The organism is Aquimarina penaris (assembly GCF_040786285.1).
Lineage (GTDB): Bacteria > Bacteroidota > Bacteroidia > Flavobacteriales > Flavobacteriaceae > Aquimarina.
Genome location: NZ_JBFMKQ010000002.1, coordinates 775,366 through 801,960 on the forward strand (window position 1 = coordinate 775,366; position 26,595 = coordinate 801,960).

The 26,595-nt window shown below is 33.2% G+C and carries 19 protein-coding genes; all 19 read right to left on the bottom strand.

Going from position 1 to position 26,595, the window contains the following annotated elements; all coding sequences use genetic code 11:
- Positions 1–9: 9 nt before the first annotated feature.
- Positions 10–1,998 (bottom strand): response regulator, encoded by a 1,989-nt coding sequence (locus ABW637_RS13025; RefSeq protein WP_367585138.1) that lies wholly within the window; start codon positions 1,996–1,998, stop codon positions 10–12.
- 201 nt (positions 1,999–2,199) lie between these two features.
- Positions 2,200–3,834: an ATP-binding protein gene (locus ABW637_RS13030; protein WP_367585139.1), complete on the bottom strand. Its 1,635-nt coding sequence runs from the start codon at positions 3,832–3,834 to the stop codon at positions 2,200–2,202.
- A gap of 172 nt (positions 3,835–4,006) precedes the next feature.
- Positions 4,007–6,070 (bottom strand): hybrid sensor histidine kinase/response regulator, encoded by a 2,064-nt coding sequence (locus tag ABW637_RS13035; RefSeq protein WP_367585140.1) that lies wholly within the window; start codon positions 6,068–6,070, stop codon positions 4,007–4,009.
- 110 nt (positions 6,071–6,180) lie between these two features.
- The gene (locus ABW637_RS13040) at positions 6,181–7,191 is read right to left on the bottom strand and encodes a pirin family protein (protein WP_367585141.1); all 1,011 of its coding nucleotides are present in this window, start codon (positions 7,189–7,191) and stop codon (positions 6,181–6,183) included.
- 232 nt (positions 7,192–7,423) lie between these two features.
- Entirely contained in the window at positions 7,424–7,945 is a 522-nt protein-coding gene (locus ABW637_RS13045) for a DUF3291 domain-containing protein (RefSeq protein WP_367585142.1), read from the bottom strand.
- Positions 7,914–9,290, bottom strand: coding sequence for an amidohydrolase family protein (locus ABW637_RS13050; RefSeq protein WP_367585143.1), 1,377 nt, complete (start codon positions 9,288–9,290; stop codon positions 7,914–7,916). Before ABW637_RS13050 ends, ABW637_RS13045 begins: the two co-directional genes overlap by 32 nt.
- Positions 9,291–9,309: 19 nt before the next feature.
- Positions 9,310–10,374, bottom strand: a complete 1,065-nt coding sequence (locus ABW637_RS13055; protein ID WP_367585144.1) for a proline iminopeptidase-family hydrolase — start codon at positions 10,372–10,374, stop codon at positions 9,310–9,312.
- Between the two features lie 75 nt (positions 10,375–10,449).
- The gene (locus ABW637_RS13060; protein WP_367585145.1) at positions 10,450–13,767 is read right to left on the bottom strand and encodes an amidohydrolase family protein; all 3,318 of its coding nucleotides are present in this window, start codon (positions 13,765–13,767) and stop codon (positions 10,450–10,452) included.
- Positions 13,768–13,837: 70 nt separating this feature from the next.
- Positions 13,838–14,416, bottom strand: a complete 579-nt coding sequence (locus ABW637_RS13065) for a YdeI/OmpD-associated family protein (RefSeq protein WP_367585146.1) — start codon at positions 14,414–14,416, stop codon at positions 13,838–13,840.
- Positions 14,409–15,677: an alpha/beta hydrolase gene (locus tag ABW637_RS13070; RefSeq protein ID WP_367585147.1), complete on the bottom strand. Its 1,269-nt coding sequence runs from the start codon at positions 15,675–15,677 to the stop codon at positions 14,409–14,411. Before ABW637_RS13070 ends, ABW637_RS13065 begins: the two co-directional genes overlap by 8 nt.
- 155 nt (positions 15,678–15,832) lie before the next feature.
- Positions 15,833–16,720 (bottom strand): PhzF family phenazine biosynthesis protein, encoded by an 888-nt coding sequence (locus ABW637_RS13075; RefSeq protein ID WP_367585148.1) that lies wholly within the window; start codon positions 16,718–16,720, stop codon positions 15,833–15,835.
- A gap of 58 nt (positions 16,721–16,778) precedes the next feature.
- A complete protein-coding gene (locus ABW637_RS13080) occupies positions 16,779–17,315 on the bottom strand; it encodes a sigma-70 family RNA polymerase sigma factor (protein ID WP_367585149.1) in 537 nt (178 codons plus the stop codon).
- 17 nt (positions 17,316–17,332) lie between these two features.
- Positions 17,333–19,483: a molybdopterin-dependent oxidoreductase gene (locus ABW637_RS13085; RefSeq protein ID WP_367585150.1), complete on the bottom strand. Its 2,151-nt coding sequence runs from the start codon at positions 19,481–19,483 to the stop codon at positions 17,333–17,335.
- 219 nt (positions 19,484–19,702) lie between these two features.
- A complete protein-coding gene (locus ABW637_RS13090) occupies positions 19,703–20,224 on the bottom strand; it encodes a GNAT family N-acetyltransferase (RefSeq protein ID WP_367585151.1) in 522 nt (173 codons plus the stop codon).
- 165 nt (positions 20,225–20,389) lie between these two features.
- Positions 20,390–20,764 (bottom strand): superinfection immunity protein, encoded by a 375-nt coding sequence (locus ABW637_RS13095; RefSeq protein WP_367585152.1) that lies wholly within the window; start codon positions 20,762–20,764, stop codon positions 20,390–20,392.
- A gap of 249 nt (positions 20,765–21,013) precedes the next feature.
- Complete coding sequence (locus tag ABW637_RS13100) at positions 21,014–23,308, bottom strand: tetratricopeptide repeat protein (RefSeq protein ID WP_367585153.1); 2,295 nt, start codon at positions 23,306–23,308, stop codon at positions 21,014–21,016.
- Positions 23,308–24,738 carry a CHAT domain-containing protein gene (locus ABW637_RS13105; protein WP_367585154.1) on the bottom strand — a complete coding sequence of 477 codons (1,431 nt, stop codon included), beginning with the start codon at positions 24,736–24,738 and terminating at the stop codon, positions 23,308–23,310. Before ABW637_RS13105 ends, ABW637_RS13100 begins: the two co-directional genes overlap by 1 nt.
- Positions 24,739–24,747: 9 nt before the next feature.
- Positions 24,748–25,836 (bottom strand): hypothetical protein, encoded by a 1,089-nt coding sequence (locus ABW637_RS13110; RefSeq protein ID WP_367585155.1) that lies wholly within the window; start codon positions 25,834–25,836, stop codon positions 24,748–24,750.
- A gap of 271 nt (positions 25,837–26,107) precedes the next feature.
- On the bottom strand, positions 26,108–26,566 hold the full coding sequence (locus tag ABW637_RS13115) for a cytochrome c oxidase assembly factor Coa1 family protein (RefSeq protein ID WP_367585156.1): 459 nt from the start codon (positions 26,564–26,566) through the stop codon (positions 26,108–26,110).
- Positions 26,567–26,595: the final 29 nt, after the last annotated feature.

Here is a 26,595-nt window from a genome sequence, read left to right on the forward strand (position 1 = left end):
AATCTAATTTTAACTTTGAAAGAATGAAAAATATTTTTTAAGCATCGGTTTAAGAATTTTGTGATCAACAGGTTTTGATACAAAATCATCACATCCTGCATTTAATGCTCTTTGTATGTCTTCTTCTGTAGAATAAGCAGTTTGAGCTATAATGGGTAGATAAGGTCTTAGTTTCTTTATTTTTTTTGTAGCAACATATCCATCCATTATTGGCATTTTAATATCCATTAAAACTAAATTAATGTTCTCATTCTCTTCACATATTTCAACTGCTTTTTTTCCATTCTCTGCTCTATGAATCACAAATTTATAGTTTTCCATTTTTTGAAGAATAGTTTTAAGAAACAAAAAATTAACTTCGCCATCTTCAGCTATTAGGATAACATGCTTAAATGGTTTTACAAAGTTTTCTTTAGGATCTGATTTCATATTATTTTTATTGGAGTCAATGATTGGATGATAGGCTAATAAAAGTGTAAAAGACGAGCCTTGGTTAAGAGTTGATGTAAATAAAATTTTTCCCTTTATTAAATCTGCATTTTCTTTGGCAATAGTAAGGCCTAGACCCAAACCACCGTATGTTCGGGCAATTTCTTTTTCAGATTGAGAAAAGCTTTTAAATATGTTTTTTTGATCTTCGGTATTAATCCCTATACCGGTATCTTCAATAGTAATTGCTAATTGGTCTTTTGTAATCGAGCAACGAATTTTGACTGATCCTTCTGTGGTGAATTTAATTGCATTATCAATAATCTTATTCAGGATTTTGTCGACTTTAGATTTATCAATTAAAACAAGAGATTTTTCTTGTGGTATTGTATTTTCAAGTAGTAAGGATATATTCTTTTCCTGAGCAACGGTTTCAAAATCCCTCATTAATTTTTGAAATAGATCGTTCAAGTTTGTTTCTTCTTCTTGTATCTTAATTTGTTTACTCCGAAGTTTAGAAATTTCCATAATATCATCAATAATACTCATCAATTGATGACTACTTTCAATAATAATACCGGTATAATTTTTTCGTTCTTCCGGAGTTATATTGGGATCATTAAGAAACTCAGAAAACCCCATTATACCATTCATTGGTGTTCTGATCTCGTGAGATATATTATTAATAAAATTAGTTTTAAGTTGATTACTGTTTTCGGCATTTTCTTTTGCAATACGCAGCTCTTGTGTTTTTTGTTTTATTTTGAACTTAAGATATCTATTAATTAATGATATGGTTAGTAAAATTAAAATTACTCCGATAGAGAAAAATACCCAAAAGATGGTTTTCTGATAAAATGGAGTCACTACATTGAATATCCAGTTATCTAAAATACTTTGTTTTTCTTTTCTTGATACAGCTTTGGTAGCTCTTGAAATAATCTTATTAAGAATTTGGTTTTTTTTAAAAACGGCAATTCCTGTTTTATAAGAGATATCGGTTTCGCCAGCAATTTTTAAATTATTAATGTTTTTTGTTCTGATTAAATAATGTACCACCGCTTTTGGGCCAATAAAAGCATCATATTTACCTGAATTTAGTTTTTGTAAACAAGTTATTTCATCCTCCTCAAAGGCAAGATTTAATTCTGGGTATTTTTGCTTTAAGATTTCTGCTATCGCATAATCTTTTGGTAATACTATAATTTTATCTGAGAAATCAGAAATTTTAGCGCCATTAGAATCCTTTTTTCGAGTGACGATCATATGGGGGCTTTCAAACAAGAAGGCATAAAAGTTTAGGTATTCTTTTCGTTTTTTTGTTGGGTGTATTTCAACAATAAGATCTACCTTCTCTTTTCTAACATCTTCCATCAATGCTGGCCAGGTATTGTAAATTTTTTGATGAAATTTGTACCCTATCTTTTCTTCGATAAGCTCGAGATATTCAGTAAAAACACCGTCTACATTTCCTTGTTCATTAATAATTTGATAAGGAGGATGATAAGGGTAAATAGCTACTTTGATACTGTCTTGTTCTTGTAGCCATTTATTTTGCTTTTCACTCAAAATTGAATCCTTTGAACATGAGTTGAATAAAATAAGGACTACCGTAAAGAGTAGGAAAAGGGGTAATTTTTTAAGCATTACACGGTTTTTCTTCAGGATTTACTTTAACATTTCTTTAATAAAGATACTATAATAGTAACACTTTTAAAAATGCAAGACTTAAAAAGCATGTTTTACGAATACGTTTTAATATCTAATTTATCAATCATTTATGGGGTGATAAGGTAGTGTTAAGGTAAAAATAGACCCCTCATTAAGTATAGAGGTAAAAGAAATATCACCCCCAAGAAGCCTTGCATTTTTTCTAGAAATAGATAATCCTAATCCAAGACCATCATAACTTTTTGTAACATCTTTATCCGATTGAGAAAAATTCCTAAAAATTAGCTCCTGATCTTTTTGTTTGATTCCAATACCCGTATCTTTTATACTAAACATAAGTTGGTTATTGCTTAACTGGCAAGTAACTTCTATGCCTCCTTCATTGGTAAACTTTATGGCATTGTCTATTAGGTTGTGTAAAATTTTATGAATTTTGGGCTTATCTATTTGTACTATACTTTTGGACTTTGTTAGTTCATTTCTAAAAGTAATTTTGATATTCCTGTCGTTAGCCATACCCAGAAATTTAGAAGATAATCTTTCAAAGATTTCATTAAGGTCTGTTTTTTCGGTACTGATCTCTACTTGATTGGTTTGTAATTTTGAAATTTCGGTAATATCTCCAATGATATTAATTAATTGGTTGCTACTATCCGTCACTATTTTTGTATACTGTTCTTGCTCCTCTGGGGTTAACTTTGGATCATTAAGTAGTTCAGAAAAGCCAATAATACCATTCATTGGAGTTCTGATTTCGTGAGAAATATTATGAATAAATGCGGTTTTTAATTTATTACTTTCTTCTGCAAGTTCCTTAGCTATTTTTAACTCTTTTGTCTTTTTTCGAATAAGATATTTTAGATACCTGTTTAGACCTAAAATGATAGTCATTAGAAAACAAGCAGCCATTGCAAAAAATATCCAGAACTTTGTTTTCTTATAAAAAGGAATTACATTGTGATATAACCAATTATCAAAGATTATTTCTTTTTCATCGTCGGTTATACTATTGGATGCTTTGGCAATAATTTGATTAAGTATATCATTGTTTTTTTGAACGGCCATGCTTGGAGCATAACTATACTCTGTTTCGGATACAAGCTTAAGGTTATTGAGATTTTCTGTTTTAATTAGATAATTAGCCACAGCTTTTGGTCCAATATACGCATGATATTTACCATTACTAACTTGTTTCAAACATGTTAAATCATCAATTTCTGTAGCAATGAAGAGATTTTTTTCTTGTTCTTTAAGGATTTCATGTATACCATAATCCTTGGGTACTGTAATTGTTTTATCATAATAACCTTTTAATTTTGAGCTATACTCAACATTTTTTCGAGTAACAATGGTATAACTAGATTCAAAAAGTTGAGAATAGAAATTAAGATAAGAATCTCGGGTATGTGTCTGTTGTATTTCAAGGATAATATCTACTTCACCTTTTTTCGCATCGGTCAATAATTGTTCCCAATTGGTATAGAGCTTCCTTTTAAATTTATAATCAATTTTATCTTCAATAAGACTAAAGTAATCAATAAGAACCCCATCTATTTTTTCATTACTATTAATGAATTGATACGGAGCATAATAAGGGAAAACAGCTATTGATAGATTGTCATTATTTTTTAACCAAGTCTTTTCTTTGTTATCTAAAACATTGACTTTTGTACATGAAAAAAGACTAATGCAAGCAAAAAGTATAAGAAAAGAATACCCTAATTTATTTACCATAATATGATTCTAAAAAAGCTCCCCTACTATTTTTGCTTGTACATTAAAGATACTATAATCGTAATTTTTTCAAAAGAAATAGTAGATGTTATTTTGTAATTAATTTGTATAAATGGTTAAGTGTTTGAAAGCCATTTATGTAAATATGTTTTTGTGCAAAAAAACATTCATATTAAGCCGTCTGAAGGTGTTTTTTTAATAGCTTTCTTAATGTTTTTGGATGTATAGGCTTTGAAATAAAATCATCACAGCCGGCATTCAGCGCATTTTTGATGTCTTCATTGGTGGAGTATGCGGTTTGAGCTATAATAGGTAAATCGGGGTTCATTTTCTTTATTATTCTTGTCGCTTCGTATCCATTCATTTCCGGCATTTTTATATCCATAAGGACAAGGTTAATTTGTTCGTTTTTAATACAAAACGTAATTGCTTCTTTACCATTTTTTGCCCGGTGAATAATAAAATTATATCCTTTTATTTTTGATAGTATTGTTTTGAGGAAAATAAAATTAACCTCGCCATCTTCTGCGATCAAGACAATATGTTGTTTTGACTTATTGTTTTTGATATTCGTTTGGGATGGGGTAGTAGTGTTGTTAATATCTGCAGGATAATATGGTAACTCAAGTCTAAAGGTTGAACCTTTAGACGGAATAGAAGAAAAAGATAACTTTCCCTTCATTAATTTAGCATTTTCTTTTGCAATGATTAACCCTAATCCTAGTCCTCCGTTTTTTTCTGATATCTGATTTTCTGATTTGTAATCTTTTTCTAGTATAGCTTGTCTATCTCTATTGTAAATCCCTTTTCCAGAGTCTCTTATAGTAATAATTAAGGTAGGGTTTTGAACTATGCAAGAAATAAGAACCGCTCCTTTTTCTGTGAAATTTATAGAGTTTTCAACCAAATTATTTATGATTTTGATAAGTTTTGCTTTATCAGTTCTTATAAATTGTTGATTTTCTTTTAGATTATTATTAAGGATTAATGATATACTCTTTTCTCTTGCTTGTTTTTCGAAAAAAGTATAAATATCGTCAAGAACTTCAGATAAGTCTGCTTCTTCTACATTAAGACTGACTTGTTTCGTTTGTAATTGTGAAATTTGTAAGATATTATCCACACTCTCAACTAGTTTTTTACCACTATTGATTATTACGTTGGTATATTTTTCTTTATTTTCATTCGTAAGCTTTGGTTCATTTAGAAATTTTGAAAACCCTAGAATGTTATTCATCGGTGTTCGAATTTCATACGACACATTATGAATAAAGGCCGTTTTTAATTGATCATCTTTTTCTGCAAGATCCTTTGCGATTCTAAGCTCTTTTGTTTTTTGTTTTACTATAAAACCTAAATAAAAATTTATTCCCAAAATGATTAATAAACCTAACAGTGTAAGAAGAACTATGGGTATTAGGAAATCAACCTTTTTATAAAAAGGTTTAGTCTCTGTGTACAACCAATTTTCAAAGATATTTTGATTTTCTGACTGAGAAATGTTATTAATTGCTTTTTGAAAAATTTGATTAAGTATTTTGTTGTTTTTGTCAACACCAATTCCAGGTTTATATATTAAATCAGTTTCTCCGGTAATATGTAACTTAGTTAAATTTTCGGTTCTGATGAGGTAGTTTACGACTGCTCTTGGTCCAATATATGCGTCATATTCTCCAGAGTTTAATTTCTGAAGACATATTAAATCATCTTCATCTTCAATAAAGGTAAGATTTGGGTATTGACGTCTTAAATTTTCAAAAATGGCATAATCCTCTGGTACGGTGATCGTTTTATGAGTGAAATCGGTGATTTTATTTCCAGAAAAATAATCTTTTCTTGTGGCAATTACATGTGGTGACTCAAAAAGCTCGGCATAGAAATTTAAGTAAGTATCTCTGTTTTTTGTAGACTGTATCTGCATAATGATATCAATCTTTCCGTTTCTTACATCTTCCATCAGTTTTGGCCAATGAAAGTAATACTGCCTTTTAAATTTATGGTTTATTTTACGTTCAATTAAATTTATATATTCAATAAAAACGCCTTCAATAGTATTGTTTTCGTTTATGAACTCATATGGAGGATAATAAGGAAAAAACGCAATGGTGATTTTATCATTTGCGTTAAGCCAGTCTCTTTCTGTATTTGTTAATATATCCTTTTGAGAACAGGAAAAAAACAGAATCGAATGCAATAAAAACAATAGTGCTAAAAGAAGTAGTGTTCTACGATGCATTTAGATAAAATCTTCTATTCTTTTTTTGTATTAGGATTATGCAATACTTAAATATCGCAATTCGCATTCTAAAGGTAGTGATTAATTATTATCTATTTAAAGTACTATATCTACTTCTTTATCTCAGTTCCATCTGGGTATAAAGCAAACCTACCTTTTGATTTATCATGTACGTGATCATAGCCCGGCCATGGCCAACCTCCAAATTCGGTTTGCTGATAATCAAGTATCGCTTCTCTAATTTCCATTTGACTATTCATTACAAAAGGGCCATGTTTTACAACGGTGTCGTTAATGGGTTTCCCTTGTAACATTAAAATATGTGCTTCGGCATCACCATTTTTAATGGTAAGCTCTTGATCTGCTTTAAGAATGATTTCATGATTTACAGGTATAGTATATCCATCACTGGTAATTTCACTTCCTTTAAAAAAATATAAAGATCTGCTTATTCCTTCCGAAGCTTTTGGAAAAGTATAAACCGCGTTCGACTCTATTTTCATGGTCCAAATAGCAACTTCATTTTTTGGGTTTAGAGCCCAAGAATCAGGAGCAGGGGTCGGAGCAGACTTGCCTTCTAGTTGCCCTGCTATTAAAGTAATTTCAATTGTTTTCTGATTATCATCTTGTATAACCACCTTGGGGATTTCTTCATTCCATAACATTTTGAAATGCGGGTCTACCATTTTTTTATCTCGAGGGAGATTGAGCCAAATTTGGAATAGTAATAATGAATTTTCTTTTTCGGTATTCAATAATGGAAACATTTCAGAATGTTGAACACCTTTACCAGCGGTCATCCATTGTACATCACCATTACCAAATCTTCCTGCTGCACCTAGAGAGTCGGAATGATCAACTAATCCTTTTTGAGCAATAGTTACAGTTTCAAACCCACGATGAGGATGCGCCGGAAAACCTGGGATTTTAGTTCCGTGATACATTCGCCAACCATCTTTGAGGGTGAAATCTTGTCCGATATTTCGTCCTTCTAAAGAAACATTAGGACCCAGTTGATCATTTCCTTTTGGGTATTGATCTTCATGATAGGCGCAAAATAAAAATGGATCACTGGTTTCCCATGGAAAACCTAAAGGTTTGATTTTGATAATTGCAGACATAACTTTATGTTCGAATCTAACTAAATTATAGATTTTCTTGTAGACGGTATCATAAAATTGGGTTAATACTTTAAAGAAGTATATTCTTTTCGATCTACTATTTTTTGTTTTTTACTCGATATTCTGTTTTAAATTTGATTTGCCATGCATACCCCATATATAACTACAAATGATGAGGAAAAGAAGCATTTTAATTTTGAAATACCGGGCATATTAAGAAACATCAAATTCCTTACATTTTCACTTTATATTCTCTAGCCTCTTTTTCGGTAAATTTACTTTTAAAGGAGAACGCATAGGGTGTTTCTCCATGTTCTTGTAAGTAATATAATCTTTCTTTGGCTTCTTCTGGGGTCGGAAGGTGCCCATTGTCGACATACCAAAATGCCATATGCATTCTGGGCATATTTTTGAACCACTCTTTTTTTCGTTTTAGAATTTCGACATGTGCGGTTTTATAAGTGAAATTAAACAAGGTGTCCATATCTTCCCATACCGACATATTAATAATTAAAAAAAGATTATCAAATACTGTAATTGCCGTAGCGTTTCCTTCTTCATCCTTAAGTCTCCATACGAACCCTTTACTTTCTTCTGCCAGCGCATTGATACGATCAAGATTATTTACAAAATCTGTCATAACAGGATCATTAATAGGAGCAATCATTTCGGCAATATTTACTTGGGCTAAGTGCATCGTATCTATATATTTGATTAATTCTTCAATTTTGAGCAGCGTTTTGAGCAATCTCACTTAATTTCATATTAATATCTTCTATGGATAACCATTTTCCTCTCACTATAATTCCAGAAACTTGTTGTAACGCTTGAATGTTTTGAATAGGATTAGAATCCAGAAGGATTAAATCGGCATCCAGTCCCGTTTTTATCTGTCCGAAAGTATCTTCTTTGCCTAAAAAAATTGCTGGATTAATGGTGCCAGATTGGATGATTTGTAAAGGAGTTAATCCAGCACGAATCATTCCATCAATTTCGTGATGAATAGAAAATCCTGGGACATTAAATAATTGTGGAGCATCTGATCCAAGTAGTATTCGATTTCCATTATCGCTTAGTTTCTTAAGGAGCTTTCTTCGTATGCTATTAAATTGATTCCATTGATTTTCATTAAAATTTGGGTTGTCTGCAGTGTAGCGCCCCTTTCTGTCTTTCCAGTTTTGTAGGGTAGAAGCGGGCATATATTTCATTTCTGGTTCTTTCAATAATTCATTTGCAGTTATTGGCGCAAACCATCTTTCAAACAAACTTTGTGTAGGAACAATCCATACTTTATTGTCGTTTGCTAATTGTGCCAGTTCATCAATTTTGGATTCATCTGCTAAGGGAGCAAAGTTATATCCAAAAAAACCATTGTCACTGGGGTTTACATTTGCGGATTCGGGGACTAAGCCTTCTAGAAATCCATCTATATGATCGATAGAAGCATATTTACTTGTTAGGGCGTGGCGCACTCCAACATCAACAGGAACGTGTCCAGAAAAAGGAATACCAACTTCGTTTGCTGTTTTTACTAATTGATCGAATACCTCAAGCTTAATTCCCGGGTGTATTTTTAGAAAATCGTATCCTTCTTTTTGGTAAGTGGTTACCTTGGTTATTACTTCTTCTTTTGTTCTTATAGAGTTTCCATTCAAAGATGGGCTCGAAGTAAAAATCCTTGGACTAAGAATCTGATTACCTAATGCTTTCTCCCGTAATTCGAGATGACTAGGATGTCCCAACATTCCTCTAATTGTAGTTATTCCATTTGATAAATATAAAAACAAGACTTCTTCAATACGTTTTTTACTTACCGATGGTGGCGGGATATGAGCGTGCATTTCTACTAATCCGGGCATCAGATATTTTCCTTCAGCATTAATCTTAGTAGTATAACTATCTGCATTTTCTATTGTATCAGTAATATTTTTAATTTTTCCTGAATCTATAACTACATATTGATTTTTTAATATTGAACCATCGACAACGTTAATAATATTTACGTCTTTAATCAATACCGCAGTTTTACTAACTTGTGCTTGCGGTTGAGAACAAGATATAATCGAAATAACAAGAAGGATATAAAGAAGTTGTTTCATTTGATCGCTGTATTTATTTCTAATTAATGGTATTACCGTCTACATCTTTGATAAATTTTATTAGCCCGGTAAAAAAGATTTTTTGATCATCAAATTGTGATAGATGACTTCCATTTTGGCAATATAAATAGTGGCCGTTTTGCACTTCATTAGCAATCCATTCCATTTCTTTGGGATCCATAGTGTCATGCTTAGCCCCTATAGCAAGTGTAGGAACTTTGATCTTTGATAACTGATCTTTTACATCCCAGTTTTTTAGCGTAGCATCTCCTTTGATTCCAAATTCACTGGGGCCTTGCATAGTTATATACACATCTGGGTTGAGGTGCTTAAAAGACCTATTAACAGGTTCAGGCCATTGATCCACAGGCATTCTAATCACATGTTTGGTATAGTAATGTTCGACAATTAAATCCAAATATCTTGGATTAGAATAGTCTTCTTTTTCTTCATAACTCATAATCTCCTTTAAAACTGCGGGATCTAATTTTGGAGCCAGTACTTCATCAGAGTATTTTTGATACTCCGGAATAGAAGCTACCATATTAGAGATGATCAAACCTTTTAAGTTTTGTTGGTATTTTAGGGCATATTGCATACCCAAAATGCCGCCCCATGATTGCCCGTAGAGATAAAAATTGTCTTTATTTAACCCTAAAGCAATACGTACTTGTTCCACTTCTTCTACAAATCGATCAAGATCCCACAGACTTTTATCTTTGGGTTGATCACTATAATACGAACCTAATTGATCATAATAGTAATATTCAATCCCTTCCTGCGGAAAATACCCATCAAAACACTCATAAATTTCATGTGTCATTCCTGGTCCACCATGCAGTAGCAATACTTTGATTTTTGGATTATTGCCGATTCGTTTAGTCCATACTTTAAATTCTCCTTTGGGAGTAGTAATAGGGATCATTTTAATCCCACCCATAAATTGATCATCCCTATTGGTGTAATCAAAATAGTTGGTCTCTTCCTTTGCTTGTTCATTTACAATCTTGTCATCAGTTTTGATCTTTGTACAACTTTGAAAAACGATTATAAAAATGAACATGAGGTATAATGAATTTCTCATGATACGTATTTTAGTTAAAGATTTTATCCTCATAAGCCCCCAAATTTCTCTAAAACCTTTGAGGGTTTTGCATATCTAGTTGTGTCCAAGATGACATCCGCATCCTGGTCTCATAAAGCTTTGAGATTCTTGATGCCAAGGGAAAGCTTGGCTATATTTATTATTCTCCCACCAGAATTTGGATCTCTCTTTGGTCGTATTGCCAATTTCATTCATGGTATTAGTATCATATAATCTTCCATTTACCATGGTGTATTTTACAGTTTCAGTATTTCTAATATTTTCTAAAGGATTTTTATCCAGTACAATCAAATCTGCAAGCTTGCCTTCTTTTAAAGATCCAATATCATTACCTGCACCTATGTATTGAGCTCCATTTATAGTTGCAGCCTGTAGTGCTTGGATGTTTGTCATACCACCTTGTTGAAGCATCCATAATTCCCAATGAGCGCCTAGACCTTGTAATTGTCCATGTGCACCTAGGTTTACCTTAACTCCCTCATCGGTTAGAGCTTTACAGGTCTTAGATACCAAAATATGTCCATTCTCATATTCTTCATCTGGTACCATTGTTCTATGTCGGGATCGGGCATCTACGATAGATCTTGGTGTATATTTTAGAAGTTTTTCATTTTCCCAAACATTATCTTTTTGGTAGAAATAATATTCACCGTTCATTCCTCCATAGTTTACAATTAGCGTTGGGGTATATCCTGTTTTACTGGTCTTCCATAATTCGTTTACATCCTTATAAACAGGAGCTACAGGGATATTATGTTCTACGCCAGTATGCCCATCCATAATCATAGACATATTGTGATAAAATGTTGATCCTCCTTCAGGAACAACATTGATTTTTAATTCGCGAGCAGCCTGGATCACTTGTTGTCGCTGTTCTCTACGTGGTTGATTGTAACTTTTTACAGATTTAGCTCCAAAAGCTTTAGTTCGTCTGATCGATGATCTTGCATCATCTAATTTATTTACTACGGCTTTAAAATCCCCATCGGCTCCATATAATATGATCCCTGTAGAATAGATACGAGGACCAACCATTTCTCCGCTCTTAATCATTTCAGACATGGTAAAGATAGACTCACTATTGGCAGAAGGATCATGAGATGTGGTCACCCCAAAAGCCAGATTAGTATATAATTGCCAATGTTTTTGAGTGGTTAATCCATATCTAAAACCACCAATATGCGCATGAGCATCTACAATTCCTGGCATGATCGTTTTTCCTTTCGCATCATATACTTTCGCATCCGAAGGAACAGAAATATCGGTAGAGTTTCCTAATTTTTCGATTCGATTCTCTTTAATGATAATGGTACCATCTTCGATTACTTGGTCACCCTCCATAGTAATGATTCTTGCATTGGTAAATGCAATTCTACCTTGAGGAAGATCTGTTTTTACTGATAAATCGATTTTTACTCCTTTAGCGGTTACTTCTCCAACTTTTTCGGGAGAGTTTGGTAAAAAGGTAAACCTATCTTTGATATCATTAGAGAAGTATTCATCACCAAGTGTCCAAAAAACCTTTTTACTATCCTTAGACCAATGTAAGTTTATACCGGCATCTTTAGAGATTTGAGAGACAGGGACAGACTTGGATTTGTTGTCTAAATCAATCTCCTTTCCATTTAAGACTAAAGGAGCAATAAATGCTTTGTGTAAATTGGTAAAAGCAATCCAGTTATTATCTGGGCTAGGAACTAATCGATTTGCATATTTGGATTTGATATGTGTTTTCTTGTCTTTTCCGTTACGATTTACAGAGACTAAGTTTTTGGTCAATTTACCAAAATAGGTGCCTCCGGTTTGATAAAAAATACGTTTTCCGTCCTTTGAAAACATCGGATATTCGCCTTCATCGATTATCAACTTATTATTTGCTCCTGCAGAAGACATCGTATAAATCCCTGTGTTTTTGGCAAAGCTTAATCCTTGATCACTGTTTCCGCTTTCTTTTCTATAGGTAATCAAATTACCCGATGAGTTATATGATGGAGTTCTATAAATTCCTTTTTCTGTAGTTAATTTGGTTGGTGTTCCTCCTGTTAAAGGTATTTTACTTACAGAGCCCAGATCTTCGTCATTCCAGGTAACAAAAACGATTTCTTTACCGTTGGGAGAAAAGTTTGGCTCAAACTCAAAATAGGTAGATTGGCTTGTAAGTCGCTGTGGTTTTCCTTTGGGTAAAGATTTACTCCATAAATGCCCCAGTGCACTAAAAACAATAGTTTTTCCATCAGGAGAGGTGACCGCATTACGAATCACTTTGGAAGTAAAGTTTTCTGGAGCTACAGGTGAATCAAAATGAAGTGTTTCTGCAATTTTGATGGTAGCATCTACTGTAAACGGAATATTTGAAACTACTTTACTGGTAACATCTATGATGTTGATTTTTCCGCCAGACCAAAATATTATAGCTTTATTGTTTGGCATCCAGCTAAAATTAGGATAAATACCAAAAATAGCCCATGCTTCTTGTTGGTCTTTGTTTAGTTGATCGTAAACGGGCCATTCTTCACCTGTTTGCAGATTATGAATATACAATACAGTTTTGGTGCGCACCCTTTTTATAAAAGCTAACATTTTACCATTTCTGGATACCTGTGGTCTGGCCGCTCCTCCTGGCCCTCCGGTAACCGTTATTGTCTTACCAGTTTCAAACTCATACCTTTTTATAACATAAATCTGCTTATTTGGATCTTTGTTATATTGGAAAAACCCTCCTGGATACACGTCTTCACTGTAGTACATGTATTTTCCATCTGCAGAAATATTAGGTTCATTGACATCCTGTTGATCATTTTTTCTTTTGGTTAACTGTAGCCCTGTACCGCCAGTGATATGATATTGCCACATCTCCCCTGCACCTAGAGAACGTTGCGAGGTAAAATGTTTTCTGGCAACTAGGTAATTTCCATCTGGCATCCAGGTAGCATTATTGAGTAATCTAAATTTTTCTTTAGTAATTTGTTTGGCATTGCTACCATCGCTATTCATAATCCAAATATTATCGCCTCCTCCTGCATCGCTTGTGAAAGAAATTTTCTTACCATCTGGGCTAAAACGAGGCTGAACTTCAAAAGGGATTCCGGTACGTAACACCTTTGCTTTTCCTCCAGAGATTGGCATACTGTAGATATCACCTAAAAGATCAAAAACAATTGTTTTTCCGTCCGGACTTACATCAAGATTCATCCATGTACCTTCGCTGGTAGAGAATTTATGATCTTTGTAATTAAAAGCTCCCTCTGGATTAGAAACGTCCCACTTTTCTTCTTCTTTTTTATCTTTTTCGCTCTTTTTATTCTTCTGAGCCTGTGTAGTGGTAATGATAAATAATCCCAGTATAAGGGATGTGATAATGTATTTGTGCATGATGAGTAATTTATGAGATCGAAAATAAGGAATTCAATCATAAATTATCTTAAAGTGGTGTTAAGGGAGTTTACCCCCAATTACCTCTTGTTTTTTGATTGGCTTTGCATAATTTTATAATCTCTACAATACGTCTATCTCTGGTTTCTTGTCGCTTAGCCTGATTAAGCCAGTATAGATAGCTTTTTCGATATCCTTGTGCGAAGTTTTGGTAATTCTCAAAAGCTTTAGAGTGCTGGTCAAATGCTGTTTGAAGATCTTTAGGGATAATCCCGTTTTCGACATCATCAAGGGCTACCCAGGAACCATTTTTTTTAGCAGTTTTAATAATAGTTAGACCACTTTCATGCATGAGGTTATTTTTAATTAGGTCTTTAATATAATTTTTGTTGACCTTGCTCCAAACACTTTTGGGTTTACGAGGGCAGAAGTATTGCCGGCGACGTTCATTATCCAGTCTTTTGACTGTAGAGTCAATCCAACCATAACATAAAGCCACTTTTACCGCTTCTTCCCATCGCATGCTAGGTTGTTTACTTTCTACTTTGTAAAAAATCAAATAGACTCCCATAGAGTTATTATGATTTTCATGAAGCCATGATCGCCATTCTTGATCATTTTTGAAATATAATTCTGGCTTATTAATCATCCTTCAATTCATCCAACTTTGATTCTATATCTGCTATTTGGTCTTGATAGTGCGTCATATGATCACTATCATATAGTTTTGCTATTTCTATGGCCTTTTGTTGCGTTACTAATGCTTCTTTAAAATTATGATTGGCCTCAAGAGCAGATGCAAGGATGCTTAATGCTTCTGGAGATTTTGGTCGATATTTTACCAAGCGCCGATACACTTCGATAGATTCTTCAAATCGCTTTTGTCTTAGAAGTCTATTGGCAATCGCTTGAAGGCTATTACCACTATTCCATCGTTCGGCTATTGGGAGCACAGTGTAACCATATTCTGCAGAAAGATTTTGATAATATAAATCAATATTACCTAAAGTATTATTAGTTTCCTTTTCAAAATTACTATAATCAGGATTCCATTTTTCTTTTGGAAAAAATGTTTCTATAGCAGAAATAAACGCTGGTAAAACAACACCATAGTGACTTTCATTTGGGAATATGTCTGCTTTTAGTTTTAGATTTTGAGATTCATATGATGATAATCGTTTTTTTAATTTTTTTAAATTGATTCCTATTTCCGGATCAGAAAAAGTATCGGCCTCGGCAGAAGCTACATATAAACTTGCTCTGCGTTTAGGGTTTCTTTTAATACTTTCAGTAATTGCATCAATAAAAGTTTTATCAGGAGTATACCCCATAGCTAATATATTACCAGCCGCTATGGCTATATGTGCCTGAAATAAATCTGGACTGTTACAAAAAGCATGCAATGAAAAAGTGGCAGTAAGAGAGGTGCCCAATATCATTCTATAATCGGTGGTGCGATAATGTTTTGCCAGATATACGAATAATTCATCTTTCAAAAATTTTGTAAAAACATCAGGATCACCGTCAAATGGCATTTGTTTCCAACTCTTTGACCAAAAGCTACTATTGTTTGTATAGACTTTTGGGGCATAGAATTTTTCAAAACCATTAGGGAAACTAATCACTATTGCTTCTGGCATGCTGCTTACAGAGCTAAGGTGTTTTACCATGCCTGTAATTTGATAAAAGAACTCATTCTCTAATAAAACAATCAAAGGATAGGTGTGTAGATCAGAAGCTTGATTATAGGTCTCTGGTAAATAAACATTAAGCGCTACATCTTGCTGTAAAGTTTTAGAATCTATTATATGTTGATCTATAGTCGCTAGGGGCGCAGATTTGGTTTGTGCATTAGTTTTTATGGTTAGCAGTACCATAAAGTACACTAAAAATAGAGTATAAGGTTTCATTGGTTGCAGTTGATGATTGTGTTTTCGCCCCTAAAATATAGTATATCTGTCAATTAAACTCGAAAATTATCTTAAATGTTACGGTGAAAATGTAAAAAATAGATGTTATTTAGAGTAGTAAGTTATCTTTTTACACGAGTTATATATTACTTTTTTTAGTTATTTATTTCAATCTTCATTTGTGTTTTTAACATTCCTTTACCTCCCGCCATTAAAGTTTTTATTTTATTATGTTCAATTTTTAAGTCAACAATAATTAGACTTGGCGAAGGAGTATTCATGTATTCTCCCTGCTGTATTAAGAATCTATCTTTTTTAATTTTGAGCACATCAAATAGGTAGCAAGCCAATGGGCCTGCGGCCATTCCGGTACCGGCTTCTTCTAAGATATTATATCGCGGACCGAACATTCTTGTACTAGCGTCTCTTTCTGGGGAGTCTAAATCAGTAGAGAATACATAAAACCCTATCAAATCATACTCTTCGCTTATGTCACTTATTAGATTGAAGTCTGGGATTATGTTTTTTAAAATATCTGAATTTTTTACCGGAATTAGAATAAATGAATTCCCTGTATTTACCAATTGTATTGGAGCATTGTTCATGAGGTCGGATTTATTTAACCCCAGCGATCTTAAAATTTTATCCTCCCGCTGACTTACATCGATATACTTAGGTGAAAGTTGTTCCATAAATGCTAATGATCCAATTAGTTTTATTTCCCTGTTCCCATCTATTGTTTCTTTAGAAGAACGATCAGTTTTTAAGATATTCAACTGTTTTAAATAAGAAAACGTTGCCACGGTTGCATGCCCGCAATGAGCTATTTGCTTATTTGGAGTGAAGAAATCTAATTTGAAATCTGCCGATGTAGATTTTGAAACAAAAGCAGTTTCTGATAAACCTACTTTTGCCGCAATTTCTAATTTATTTTTATCAGATAAATTATCTGCATCTAAAACCACTCCTGCGGGATTACCCCCTTTTTCCTGATCAACAAAGGCATTAAGAATTTGTACATTAATAATTTTTGTATTGTCCATTTTATTTTTTTTAATCGTTATAATTAATGGACGCGAATACGTATAAAAAGACGTATAATCAACTTAAATTAGTATCAAAATCTAATAATTTACCTGTTGTATCGGATTCAACGTTTGGGCAATCCAGTATATTTTCTCTTAAAATTTCCCTAGCTTTTTGAACTCTGGACTTAGTTCCAGAATATGATATTTTTAAATATGTTGCCAGTTCTTTTTGTGAATAGTTTTTAAAAGACGTTAGTATGATTGCTTGTTTATGTTTTGCGGTAAGATTTTCGATTTTTTGATTGATACAATTACTCAATTTTGAATAGTCAAAATTATCATTTTCATTTTCGGGAATGTCCAGATCATTTATTGGGATTTTTTTTAGACTCAATTTTCGATAATAATCAAATATTGTATTTCTGGTGATTTGGTACACCCAAGAGGTAAGCTTTGAAGTATTCTTTAATTGATGAATTCTTGTTTGAATTTTCAAAAAAACTTCTTGAAGAATGTCTTTTGCTCTCTGCTCATCTTTTACCTTACTAAGAACAAAACTGTAAAGCTCTTCATTTAGGTCTATCCAAATATTTTCGATTTCCTTTTTCATTAGTGACACACGTTTATTTATGAAGATTCGATTTTTCTAATAGCTACAGGATGACCATTAAAGGCCATGTTATAAGATAAAGGATCTAGTCTGTCGTGATTCATTAATTGATTAATATTAACACCTGCATTGCGTTTTGCGTTTTCCATTTGCACGCCTTCTCCGTGATGTCCCCAACCATGGGGAATACTTATTGTACCCTGAATAATATCTGTGGTGACTTCGGCTTCAATAGAAATCGAGCCAGAATCAGAATATACCTCTACGACTTCCTGAGGTTTAATTTTATGGGCTTCAGCATCATCGGGATGAATCATCATGGTACATGTTCTCGAACCTCCTTCTAGAATTGCTAAATTATGCATCCAAGAATTGTTGCTTCGCAAATGCCTTCGACCGATTAGCTTTAATGGATATTGCTCTACTTCCTCGGGAGTTAAAAGTTGTTTAACTTTTTCCATTTCTTTTACAAAAAGCTCAGGCATCAATTCAATTCGTTTGTTTTTTGTAAACAAGCGCTTCGGAAAAACTGGTTTTAATGAGGATAATTCTAACCCTTCTGGATGCTTCTCTAAACGTTTTAAACTCAATCCATCTTTTCTCAAGAAACGTCCACCCCATACACCATAAGCTCCGGTTTTCAGTGCTAGATCCAGTTTTGTTTTTGGATGAATCCTAGACATGATATTGCTTTTTATTCTCTGAAAAATATTTCCTGTAAATAAACGTCGTTGTAGCTCGCTCATAATTTGCCAATCGTAGCGTTGCTCTTTTGAAATGGATAAAGGTGCAGGACTAAATTTGGCGGTATTTCGGGTAGCTATCATGTGGAGTACGAACGAATAATGCATAGTTTCTAATCCAACAGCAGGTGGCATAATGAGATCTGCATGTTGCGTGGTTTCGTTAATATACATATCAACAGCTAGCATAAATTCTAAGTCCGCTAATGCTTTTTCTACTTGCTGAGAATTAGGCGCAGAACGAGCAGGATTACCCGCTATACTAATAAATCCCCGTATTTGATTTTTACCTTTAGTCAATATTTCATCGGCTAATGTAGCTGTCGGAAATTCGCCAACAATTTCTTTGTATGACTTAACTCGGCTACTATACCGAAACATTTTAGACTCATGCGCCATTAAAGTCACATAATCTATGGCGGGTAGTGTAAATAGTAGCCCTCCTTTTTCATCTAATTTGCCAAGTAGAATATTAATAGAAGTGATCAACCATTGGCAAAGGGTACCATAGGATTGTGTATTAACACCCAATCTGCCGTAGACAACACTATTAGGATATTGTATTAAATCATCTACTATGTGTGCGATTTCTTTTGTACTCATACCCGTTATGGGAGCCACCTTTTCTTTTGAGTAGGGTTGAACCAATTTTTTTAATTCCTCGAAATGATCGGCGAGTGAAAGCGCTTTAGATGAAGGAATGGCATCACGAAGTACCAGTTCGTTTATGATTGCTAATAGAAGTAATACATCTTTTTCTGGATGAATGAAATAATGTTCGCTGGCTTTGTTGGCAGTCTCTGTTTTACGAGGGTCAATAACAACCACTTTTCCTCCCTTTTGCTGAATAGCCTTAATTTTCTCTCTAATGTTAGGTGTTGACATAAAGCTACCATTAGAAGCCATCGGGTTAGCACCAATGATAAGCATGTAGTCAAGATGATCAATATCAGGAATTGGCGCTAACATCGCATGACCAAACATCATTTGGTTCACTAAAAAAACCGGAACAGAATCGAGACTATGAGAAGCAAATCGATTTTTTGTATTAAGAGCATTTATCGTATCGTATAAAGTTATGGCAGTACCGGTATTGTGCACGGTTGGGTTACCAGTATATGTTCCGATAGCATCGTTACCATACTTTTTTCGTATTTTTTTAAATTCTCGTTCTGCAATATCAAAGGCTTCTTCCCAAGATATGGTTTGCCAGCCAGAGGCTGTTTTTTTTACAGGTTGTTTTAATCGATTAGGGTCATTGTGTAAATCTTTAAGGGCAATTCCTTTAGGGCATATATGTCCACGACTATAAATATCTTCTTTATGTCCTTTTATACCGATTACTTCGTTATTTGTTACCTCAATCTCTAAGCCGCACATAGCTTCACAAAGGTGGCAAGTGCGATATTTTATGGTATTTGGCATGACTTGTAAAGATGTTTATTAATGAAATTATGAATAAAAACGGTATTAGTATACTGTATACTATACTAATCTTATAAAACGTAAGTGTTTGTCTACTAAATTTATATGATAAGACTTAGTAGATACTAAAATACTATAATCATTCGTATAATCCTTACAAGAAACCAAATCTTTGGGCATTAAGTTTTCTCCTTAATGACAGGTTTTATTGTTCGAGCTTTATATGTTGGAGTTTATATCTATCTCAAAGAGACATGCTGGAGCATTGTGATAGTGATCAGGTAATCCTTTAGTGTTTTCTAAATTAAACATTCCCAAAAAGGTAAAGCCCGATTTTGTGTAATGGTTGATAAGTCCTTTATTATTGCCTAGTGTATCTAAACGTATAAAATCTTTTTGATGTTCTAGAGCGTATTTTTTCGCCCATGTCACAATTATTTCAACAAAATTATTACCTCTAAAATCAGGATTGGTCGCGATACGGTGTATATACACAGCGGCATCGGTGTTTTTTTCTCCCCAAATTTGCTCATCGCTAAATGTGGTTGCCCATACACATGCGATTTGATCATCTATTAGTAGTTTCCATTGTCTGTTTTCGGAAATTTCTGTTTCGACCAGTGTCAGTTCAAAATCAGGCCATACGACTACAGTTTTTTTTGCTTTCTGGTACTCTGAAGCTATTTTATAGAGACGAAATATTTCGTCGATGTCGTTTATCGTGCTATTCTTGATATTCATTTAGATTATGATTTTATATAGCAAAGATCTTAAGTTACTTTTATTGATGAAACCCGAAAATTGCTATTATTTCATCTATCAAATTGGGATATTATAATTTAAAATTTTATAGTTATTGCCTTGTAAATCATGAATCCAGCAAGAAAAGAGTCGTATAGTTAACAACTAACCATTCTTTAGAATAGCAACCTTTTGTTGATTAAACTCTTCTTGAGTTATTGCTTCTTCATCCAAAAGTTTCTTTAATTTGGTGAGTTTATCAATGCTATCTTCTTGTGGTGCTTTAACGGGCTGTTGATTTACAATGATTTTTGTCGGTTTACTATCGCTAGATAAACTCCATACCAAAGAAATTACCCAGCCAATAAGACTCCAGCCCAAAAAGAAATTTAAGGCTATTATAGCAACCAGATTTTTTTTCATTCTTAGTAATGCTATAATAGATGGTATGAAGTAAAAACAGATACCTACTATTATCATAATAACAATAACAGTATCTTGTTCTGACAAACTCGAATCGGGTTGAAAAGATAATATCATAAAAGAAAGCTTAACGGATTCATAAGTTACTTGCAATTACATAAATAGGGTGGGGGTTAATGTTTTTTTATATTGAAATACGAAGCTATTAAAAATTCTTTTATTTCTTTTATTGAATGGTTATTAATTCTGTAGAAACTATATGTAATATTATAATCTTGGTGGTTGGTGTACAATGTAATTTAAGTAGTTGTAAAAAATGCATGGTGCGACACTAGAGGTTTTATAGTATTGATTTCTTTGTCTATTTCATTTTTGGCTTATTTTCAAATCTTTTGATTTAGAATATGCAGCGGTTGCAGCTTCGGTATCATTTAGTGATTCATAGACTAAACCAATATTATCATAATATACTGGGTTTTCTGGATTTATAGCCATAGCTTTTTCGTAGTACTTAAGTGCCTCAGGATAATTCTTCATTTCATATTTTATAATTCCGACACGATTATGAAGTGCATCATTATTAGGGTCTAATTCCAGCCCCTGCTTATAGAGATCCATTGCCTTATCATAGTTAAATTGACTTTGATAAACAAAACCCAGGTGCTCATATCTCCATGGATTTTCCGGATCTAATTTGAGTGCCCGTTTTAAATACTTTGCGGCCTCGTTATAATTCTTTTGCCAGATTAAGTTTATACCAAGCTCTGGGTTTGCCACTAGATTATCTTCATGTATTTTTATTACTTTTTTAAAGGTTATTTCCCCATCCTTCCACTTTTGTAATCGATTGTATGCAATCCCCAGATTATTAAGATATACTATATTCTCTGGTTCTCGTTGAATAGCTTCTTTGTAGAAAGAAACTGCCTGATTATCAAGGTTTTTGGAGCTGTAGAAATAACCTAAACGATTGTGAAATTTACCTGATTCTTTTTCTATTTCGGCAGCTTTTTGATACATTTTTTCGGCATTCGTAACATCAGGGATTTTTTCGTATGTCAGACCGCTATTTTCATAATATATGGGCTCCGAAGGATTTAATTCTATGGATTTAGAGAAACACTGAATCGCTTTATCAAAATCATTATTTTTTGAGTAAAACAACCCCAGATCATTATGAAGTAAAGGGTCATCTGGTGAATGGGCGATGCCCATTTTTAATAATTTAAGGAGATTGTTCTTATCCCCTTTATTTTCTAAGAGTATTTTGAGTTCTTTAAAGTATATCTTATTGGTTGGATTTAAATCAAATGCCAGCTGATAGTACTTTTGGGCCTCAGTATCGTTTTTGGTTTCCTTATGTAAATTACCAAGATAATAATATATTTTTTCTGGTTGAGAGGGACGTAATTCAAGACATTTAAGATAATTCTCAATAGCTTTTGACTGTTGCTTGGTTTCTTGATATAGATATGCTAATCCCCAATAAGTTCCAAAAAAATCACCCTCAAGATCTTTTACTTTTATAAAATAGCCTTCTGCTTTGTCATATTTTCCGAGATAAGTGTAGATATAACCAATATCAATATAGGATAGGATTAAATTTGGGCTGTTTTTAATTGCTTTTTGATAATATTTTGCAGACTGTTCATATTGCCTGGAAATTGAAAAAGCGTATCCAATATTACGATATACTTCATAAAAATAATTTTCGTCTGGATGATCGAACTCAATCTTTTCCAGATAGTCTATAAGTTCTGGAATTTCTACTTTTTTTGATTCGGTATAGTTTGAATAACTGTAGAGGGTAATCTTTTTGGAGTAGCCTTTGGCATCTAAAAAATTCATATTAAGTGCATCATCATACCATAATTCTGCTGTCGTATATTTTGCTTGATCACGATAACTATCGCCCATACAAAGATAATTCTCTAAATCCATAGTGTCTAAATCTATCGCTGATAAAAAGAATTCTCGTGCTTTATTATATTCGCCACGTTTTAAATGATACTCTCCGAAGGCACGTTGAATGATCGAGCTTTGATATAATTGAGAGGCCTGCTCAAAATACGACATTGCCATCTCATAATCGGGTAAATCGTGATATAACTCTATTTGACCAGCATAAATGAAAAATGAGCATCGTTTCTCTTTGTCAAGTAAATCGTTATTAGCAAAGGCTAGATATTCATGAAGTACATCACTCCAACGACTTTTTAAGATGTTGATGTTTAAAAGTTGGTATTTATCAATTTCTTTTTGATGTATTGCAAAATCAAATGGTTGTCTACATAGATCAGAATAAACAATACTATTCCAGTTTACTAAAGCGTCGGTATATTCTTTAAACCATAGTTGATATGCTTCTTCAAGATTTTTTTCTAGAAAATTTTTTTCAAGTTCTTCTGCCGTATATTTAGCTAAAGTGATATGATATTTAAGCTTTAGTTTGACCAGATATTTTATATACGCCGGTTGGCGATATTTATTTTTGTTAAGCTTTAATTTTCTCCATACGGTATGGGGGTTACTCTTCTTAAACATAGAAGCAAGATATTCTAATAGATTAGCAAGGTCTACCATGTTGATTTTAGTATCAAGGCATGCCTTTTTATATATAGGGGCTAACAAAAGTCGTATATGTTTATCATCGAGGTTCATTACATTTTGTTTTTGTCTAATGAGGTTTTCCCTGATTCTAAAACAGGTGCTGTGCCTTGTACTTCTTCTTGGCGGATAAATTTCTTTATTTCTAAACGCTCCCTACATCTACCTGTATTACAATGTTCTAACTCTGAATAAGATGGATATTCTTCTTTACAATCAGGATTTGTACATACCAATATATATTGATCTTTTTTACTCTGTCTTTCCTTTTCTGGGAAGAAGCGTAAAGGGGTAAGAGACGAAGTGAAAATCACAGGAGTCCCGAAAGAGTTATTGCTGTAATGGTGTTCACGATCTAATTCCGGATTTTTAATCCCATATTCGCGTCCAAGAAATACCTTTCCTATGGTCACTGCCTTGAAAAAATCATGGCCGGACAAAAGTGCTTGATAAAACTTCTTAAAAAAGGCTAAAGATGTAAGAGGTGTAACTTCGTTTTGCATAGCCAAAACAAAAGGAATTCCTTTTTTTATAAGGCTAACTGCTAACCCTTGTCCTTTTGAATTGGTTTGACCACTTTCGCAAGCTTGCATTACAATAGCTAAAGGTTTTTTATAATTTAAATCCTTTTCGAATAGCGCAGCAAATTTTTTATGGCTTACCCATTGTTTATGGCCATCATTATCTATAAAAGCGATTTCGGGTTTTTCTTTTTCCATTCTGGCATGACCATAAAAATGAAGTATGTATTCTCCATCAAGTTTTGGTTCTACTTCTTTTTTAAACTTTTCAACGAATTTTTCCCAACTGGGATTTTTTAAACGCCTAGCGACTATTACCTTTTCGTTATTTTCAGTTTGGAATTCTTTATTCAGATCGTCAAAACACTTTTCAAAATCGGCAGTATTAAGATTATCGTTTTCAGGGCTACAAATGACCGTTATTATATTTAGTTTCTTCTGCTCCTGGGGAGAATAGTCGTGTTCGCTATCTTTTCCATCCAAATACTCAATATACCGTACAAGATCGAATTTAACATCTTTTTGCGCAGCGATATAAAAGGGTTCTTCTATATCGTTATCATAATTATCATCCATAATCTGTAAATACTCCCAAGGAAGCATGGCCAAATTACGAGTATCTTTATCAAACAATAATACAATAATGCACCTGGCTTCATCAGATCTCAGGATGTAAGACAAGTCACTGTATACAAAGTTCTTTACCTCAGGGATATCGACAAGACAAAGTATTTTGAAAAGAACTTTGCCTAGGACCTCAAAATCGTTCTTTTTAAAAATGCCTTCGACCCTGGTTCTGTTAAGGGCCTTATGAAAAATCTGACTTACTGTAAGTTCTAATTCCAGGCCATCCTGTCTTAGATCTGTAGCAGAACTATTCTTAAGTTTTTTTTTAGGTTTTGTATACTTTATCTGATCCTTGGTAAACTCTATAAGTAAATATCTCACATCATTTTCAGCCATACTATATCTTTATTTTTTGTTAGTCAAGATAGAAAGTAGCTCTATATCCATTTTCTTTTCCCAGTCATCCCTCTTGTCTTGAAGTTGTTTTTTATCACCAGAAAGTGGTTTTCGATCATCGACCATTTCTTTTAGTTCATGTCGAAAGTCTGCAATTTGATCATCTACCTGATCACGGATTAAGTCAGGACTCATTCGTACCATATTTGACAACGCATATAATTTTGCATTGATTAGGTTCATTTGTTCATTCTTTATTTCTCCCATACCCGAAATGAGTTCCTGAATCTTCTTAAAATGCTCATAGTAGGGGAGAGCTTCTATATCACTTCTATCACCTGTTGCCAAAATGCTGTATAAGACATAGTCATCTTTATCATAGCGAGTGGCTTTATCTTTGGTTATACCATGGTGTAGTTTACCATTAATAACAAAAAAGTCGTTGGGATTAATGCTTTCTTCAGGCTCATTAATCAATGCGAAGTATCCTGGAAAGAAATCTTCTTGAGTATCAGGATTAAGTGTAATTTGATGGCCAATAAGTGGCTCCACATCTTTAGAATCAACCAGGTCTTCATAACCATCTAATACTATTTTGGCTGCTTTTACATAGGGGAGCACCGAGGTCCCGAAACTACTCAAATATGTTTTTGAGGTATTTTCAATAAGGTTTAAGACTTTTCTCAGATAGTCGTTTCTTTCAGCACGCCCTAGTACTATTGAAATTGAAAAATTTCCACCTCGATAAGGATGTAAGCCAGCCACTTTGGTGTCTTTAAAGATCATACCTCCTGGGAGCGTATCATCCTTTTTCCCCTCAAGAAGCATTTTTTGACCAACGAAGAAAGGAACTTCCTGAAACTTTCCATCATATAAGAATTTTGAGCCTACAAAAACAATCGGTTCCCATTCTTTAAACCATTTCCTTTGATAAGTTAAGTACATTTCATTAACAGTTACCTCAAAATATTGTTTATGCCTTTGAAAAGGCCCCGTTTTCTTAAGCTTTGGTTCAATGTTTTTTTGAGGAATAATGATTCTTGCAGGGCGATAACTTTTTGTTCCCTTAATCTTTCCCCATAGTTCGTTAAATCCCATAATCGCGATATTTTAGGTTTTATATTGCTTCTGTTTTCTTTGTGGGGGTAACGCGGGGGTAGTTTCTACTATAAAGTTAATGAATTTTATTTACTTAACATCTGTTTTCCAGGTATTTAACCTTTGGTTAATGTGGTTTTGTATTTTGTGTTATAAAAAAGATTTACTTTTTTTTATGGCTTTAATGATTTATAATTTTGATAAAAAAAGGGTTATATCATGATTCGATATTTAATCCATATAGGAATTCATAAGACATAGAATTAGAAACTTATTGAGTAGAATTAATTATTTCTATAGTTTCTTTTTTCTCTTTAGGGTTTTTAATACGAATATTGATCTTACGATATTGCCATTCGATACCATTTCTATCTGCAATAATATCTATAGAACCACTTGCTTTACTACCTGTTATTTTTATTGTTACTACTATAGAATTTTTATTGTTTGTATATCCAACATCTCCTTCGATAATTGCCAAACTAGAAATAGGGTCAAGTTCACCCATTACTTCGATTACCCTTTCATTTTTGCGAGCCTTTTCTAATGCATTATCATAAATAGAAGAGTCTGAGAGTACTTCGCCAAAACCAATAATATTATCCCCAACACCTAAGGAAGAAATAATTGACAGTATACACATACAAATAAAAAAGAGTAATGTAATTGATGTACCCCATTTCCAATTTCTTTTCCACCAGTTTCTTTCGAGTTTTGCCTCATCATTCATAGCCATTACTTTTATATATTATATTGACT

Coding starts and splice junctions, on each gene's coding strand:
- ABW637_RS13030 (WP_367585139.1), bottom strand. CDS start 3,834: ATGGTAAATAAATTAGGGTATTCTTTTCTTATACTTTTTGCTTGCATT.
- ABW637_RS13035 (WP_367585140.1), bottom strand. CDS start 6,070: ATGCATCGTAGAACACTACTTCTTTTAGCACTATTGTTTTTATTGCAT.
- ABW637_RS13040 (WP_367585141.1), bottom strand. CDS start 7,191: ATGTCTGCAATTATCAAAATCAAACCTTTAGGTTTTCCATGGGAAACC.
- ABW637_RS13050 (WP_367585143.1), bottom strand. CDS start 9,290: ATGAAACAACTTCTTTATATCCTTCTTGTTATTTCGATTATATCTTGT.
- ABW637_RS13055 (WP_367585144.1), bottom strand. CDS start 10,374: ATGAGAAATTCATTATACCTCATGTTCATTTTTATAATCGTTTTTCAA.
- ABW637_RS13060 (WP_367585145.1), bottom strand. CDS start 13,767: ATGCACAAATACATTATCACATCCCTTATACTGGGATTATTTATCATT.
- ABW637_RS13065 (WP_367585146.1), bottom strand. CDS start 14,416: ATGATTAATAAGCCAGAATTATATTTCAAAAATGATCAAGAATGGCGA.
- ABW637_RS13070 (WP_367585147.1), bottom strand. CDS start 15,677: ATGAAACCTTATACTCTATTTTTAGTGTACTTTATGGTACTGCTAACC.
- ABW637_RS13075 (WP_367585148.1), bottom strand. CDS start 16,720: ATGGACAATACAAAAATTATTAATGTACAAATTCTTAATGCCTTTGTT.
- ABW637_RS13080 (WP_367585149.1), bottom strand. CDS start 17,315: ATGAAAAAGGAAATCGAAAATATTTGGATAGACCTAAATGAAGAGCTT.
- ABW637_RS13085 (WP_367585150.1), bottom strand. CDS start 19,483: ATGCCAAATACCATAAAATATCGCACTTGCCACCTTTGTGAAGCTATG.
- ABW637_RS13090 (WP_367585151.1), bottom strand. CDS start 20,224: ATGAATATCAAGAATAGCACGATAAACGACATCGACGAAATATTTCGT.
- ABW637_RS13095 (WP_367585152.1), bottom strand. CDS start 20,764: ATGATATTATCTTTTCAACCCGATTCGAGTTTGTCAGAACAAGATACT.
- ABW637_RS13100 (WP_367585153.1), bottom strand. CDS start 23,308: ATGAACCTCGATGATAAACATATACGACTTTTGTTAGCCCCTATATAT.
- ABW637_RS13105 (WP_367585154.1), bottom strand. CDS start 24,738: ATGGCTGAAAATGATGTGAGATATTTACTTATAGAGTTTACCAAGGAT.
- ABW637_RS13110 (WP_367585155.1), bottom strand. CDS start 25,836: ATGGGATTTAACGAACTATGGGGAAAGATTAAGGGAACAAAAAGTTAT.
- ABW637_RS13115 (WP_367585156.1), bottom strand. CDS start 26,566: ATGAATGATGAGGCAAAACTCGAAAGAAACTGGTGGAAAAGAAATTGG.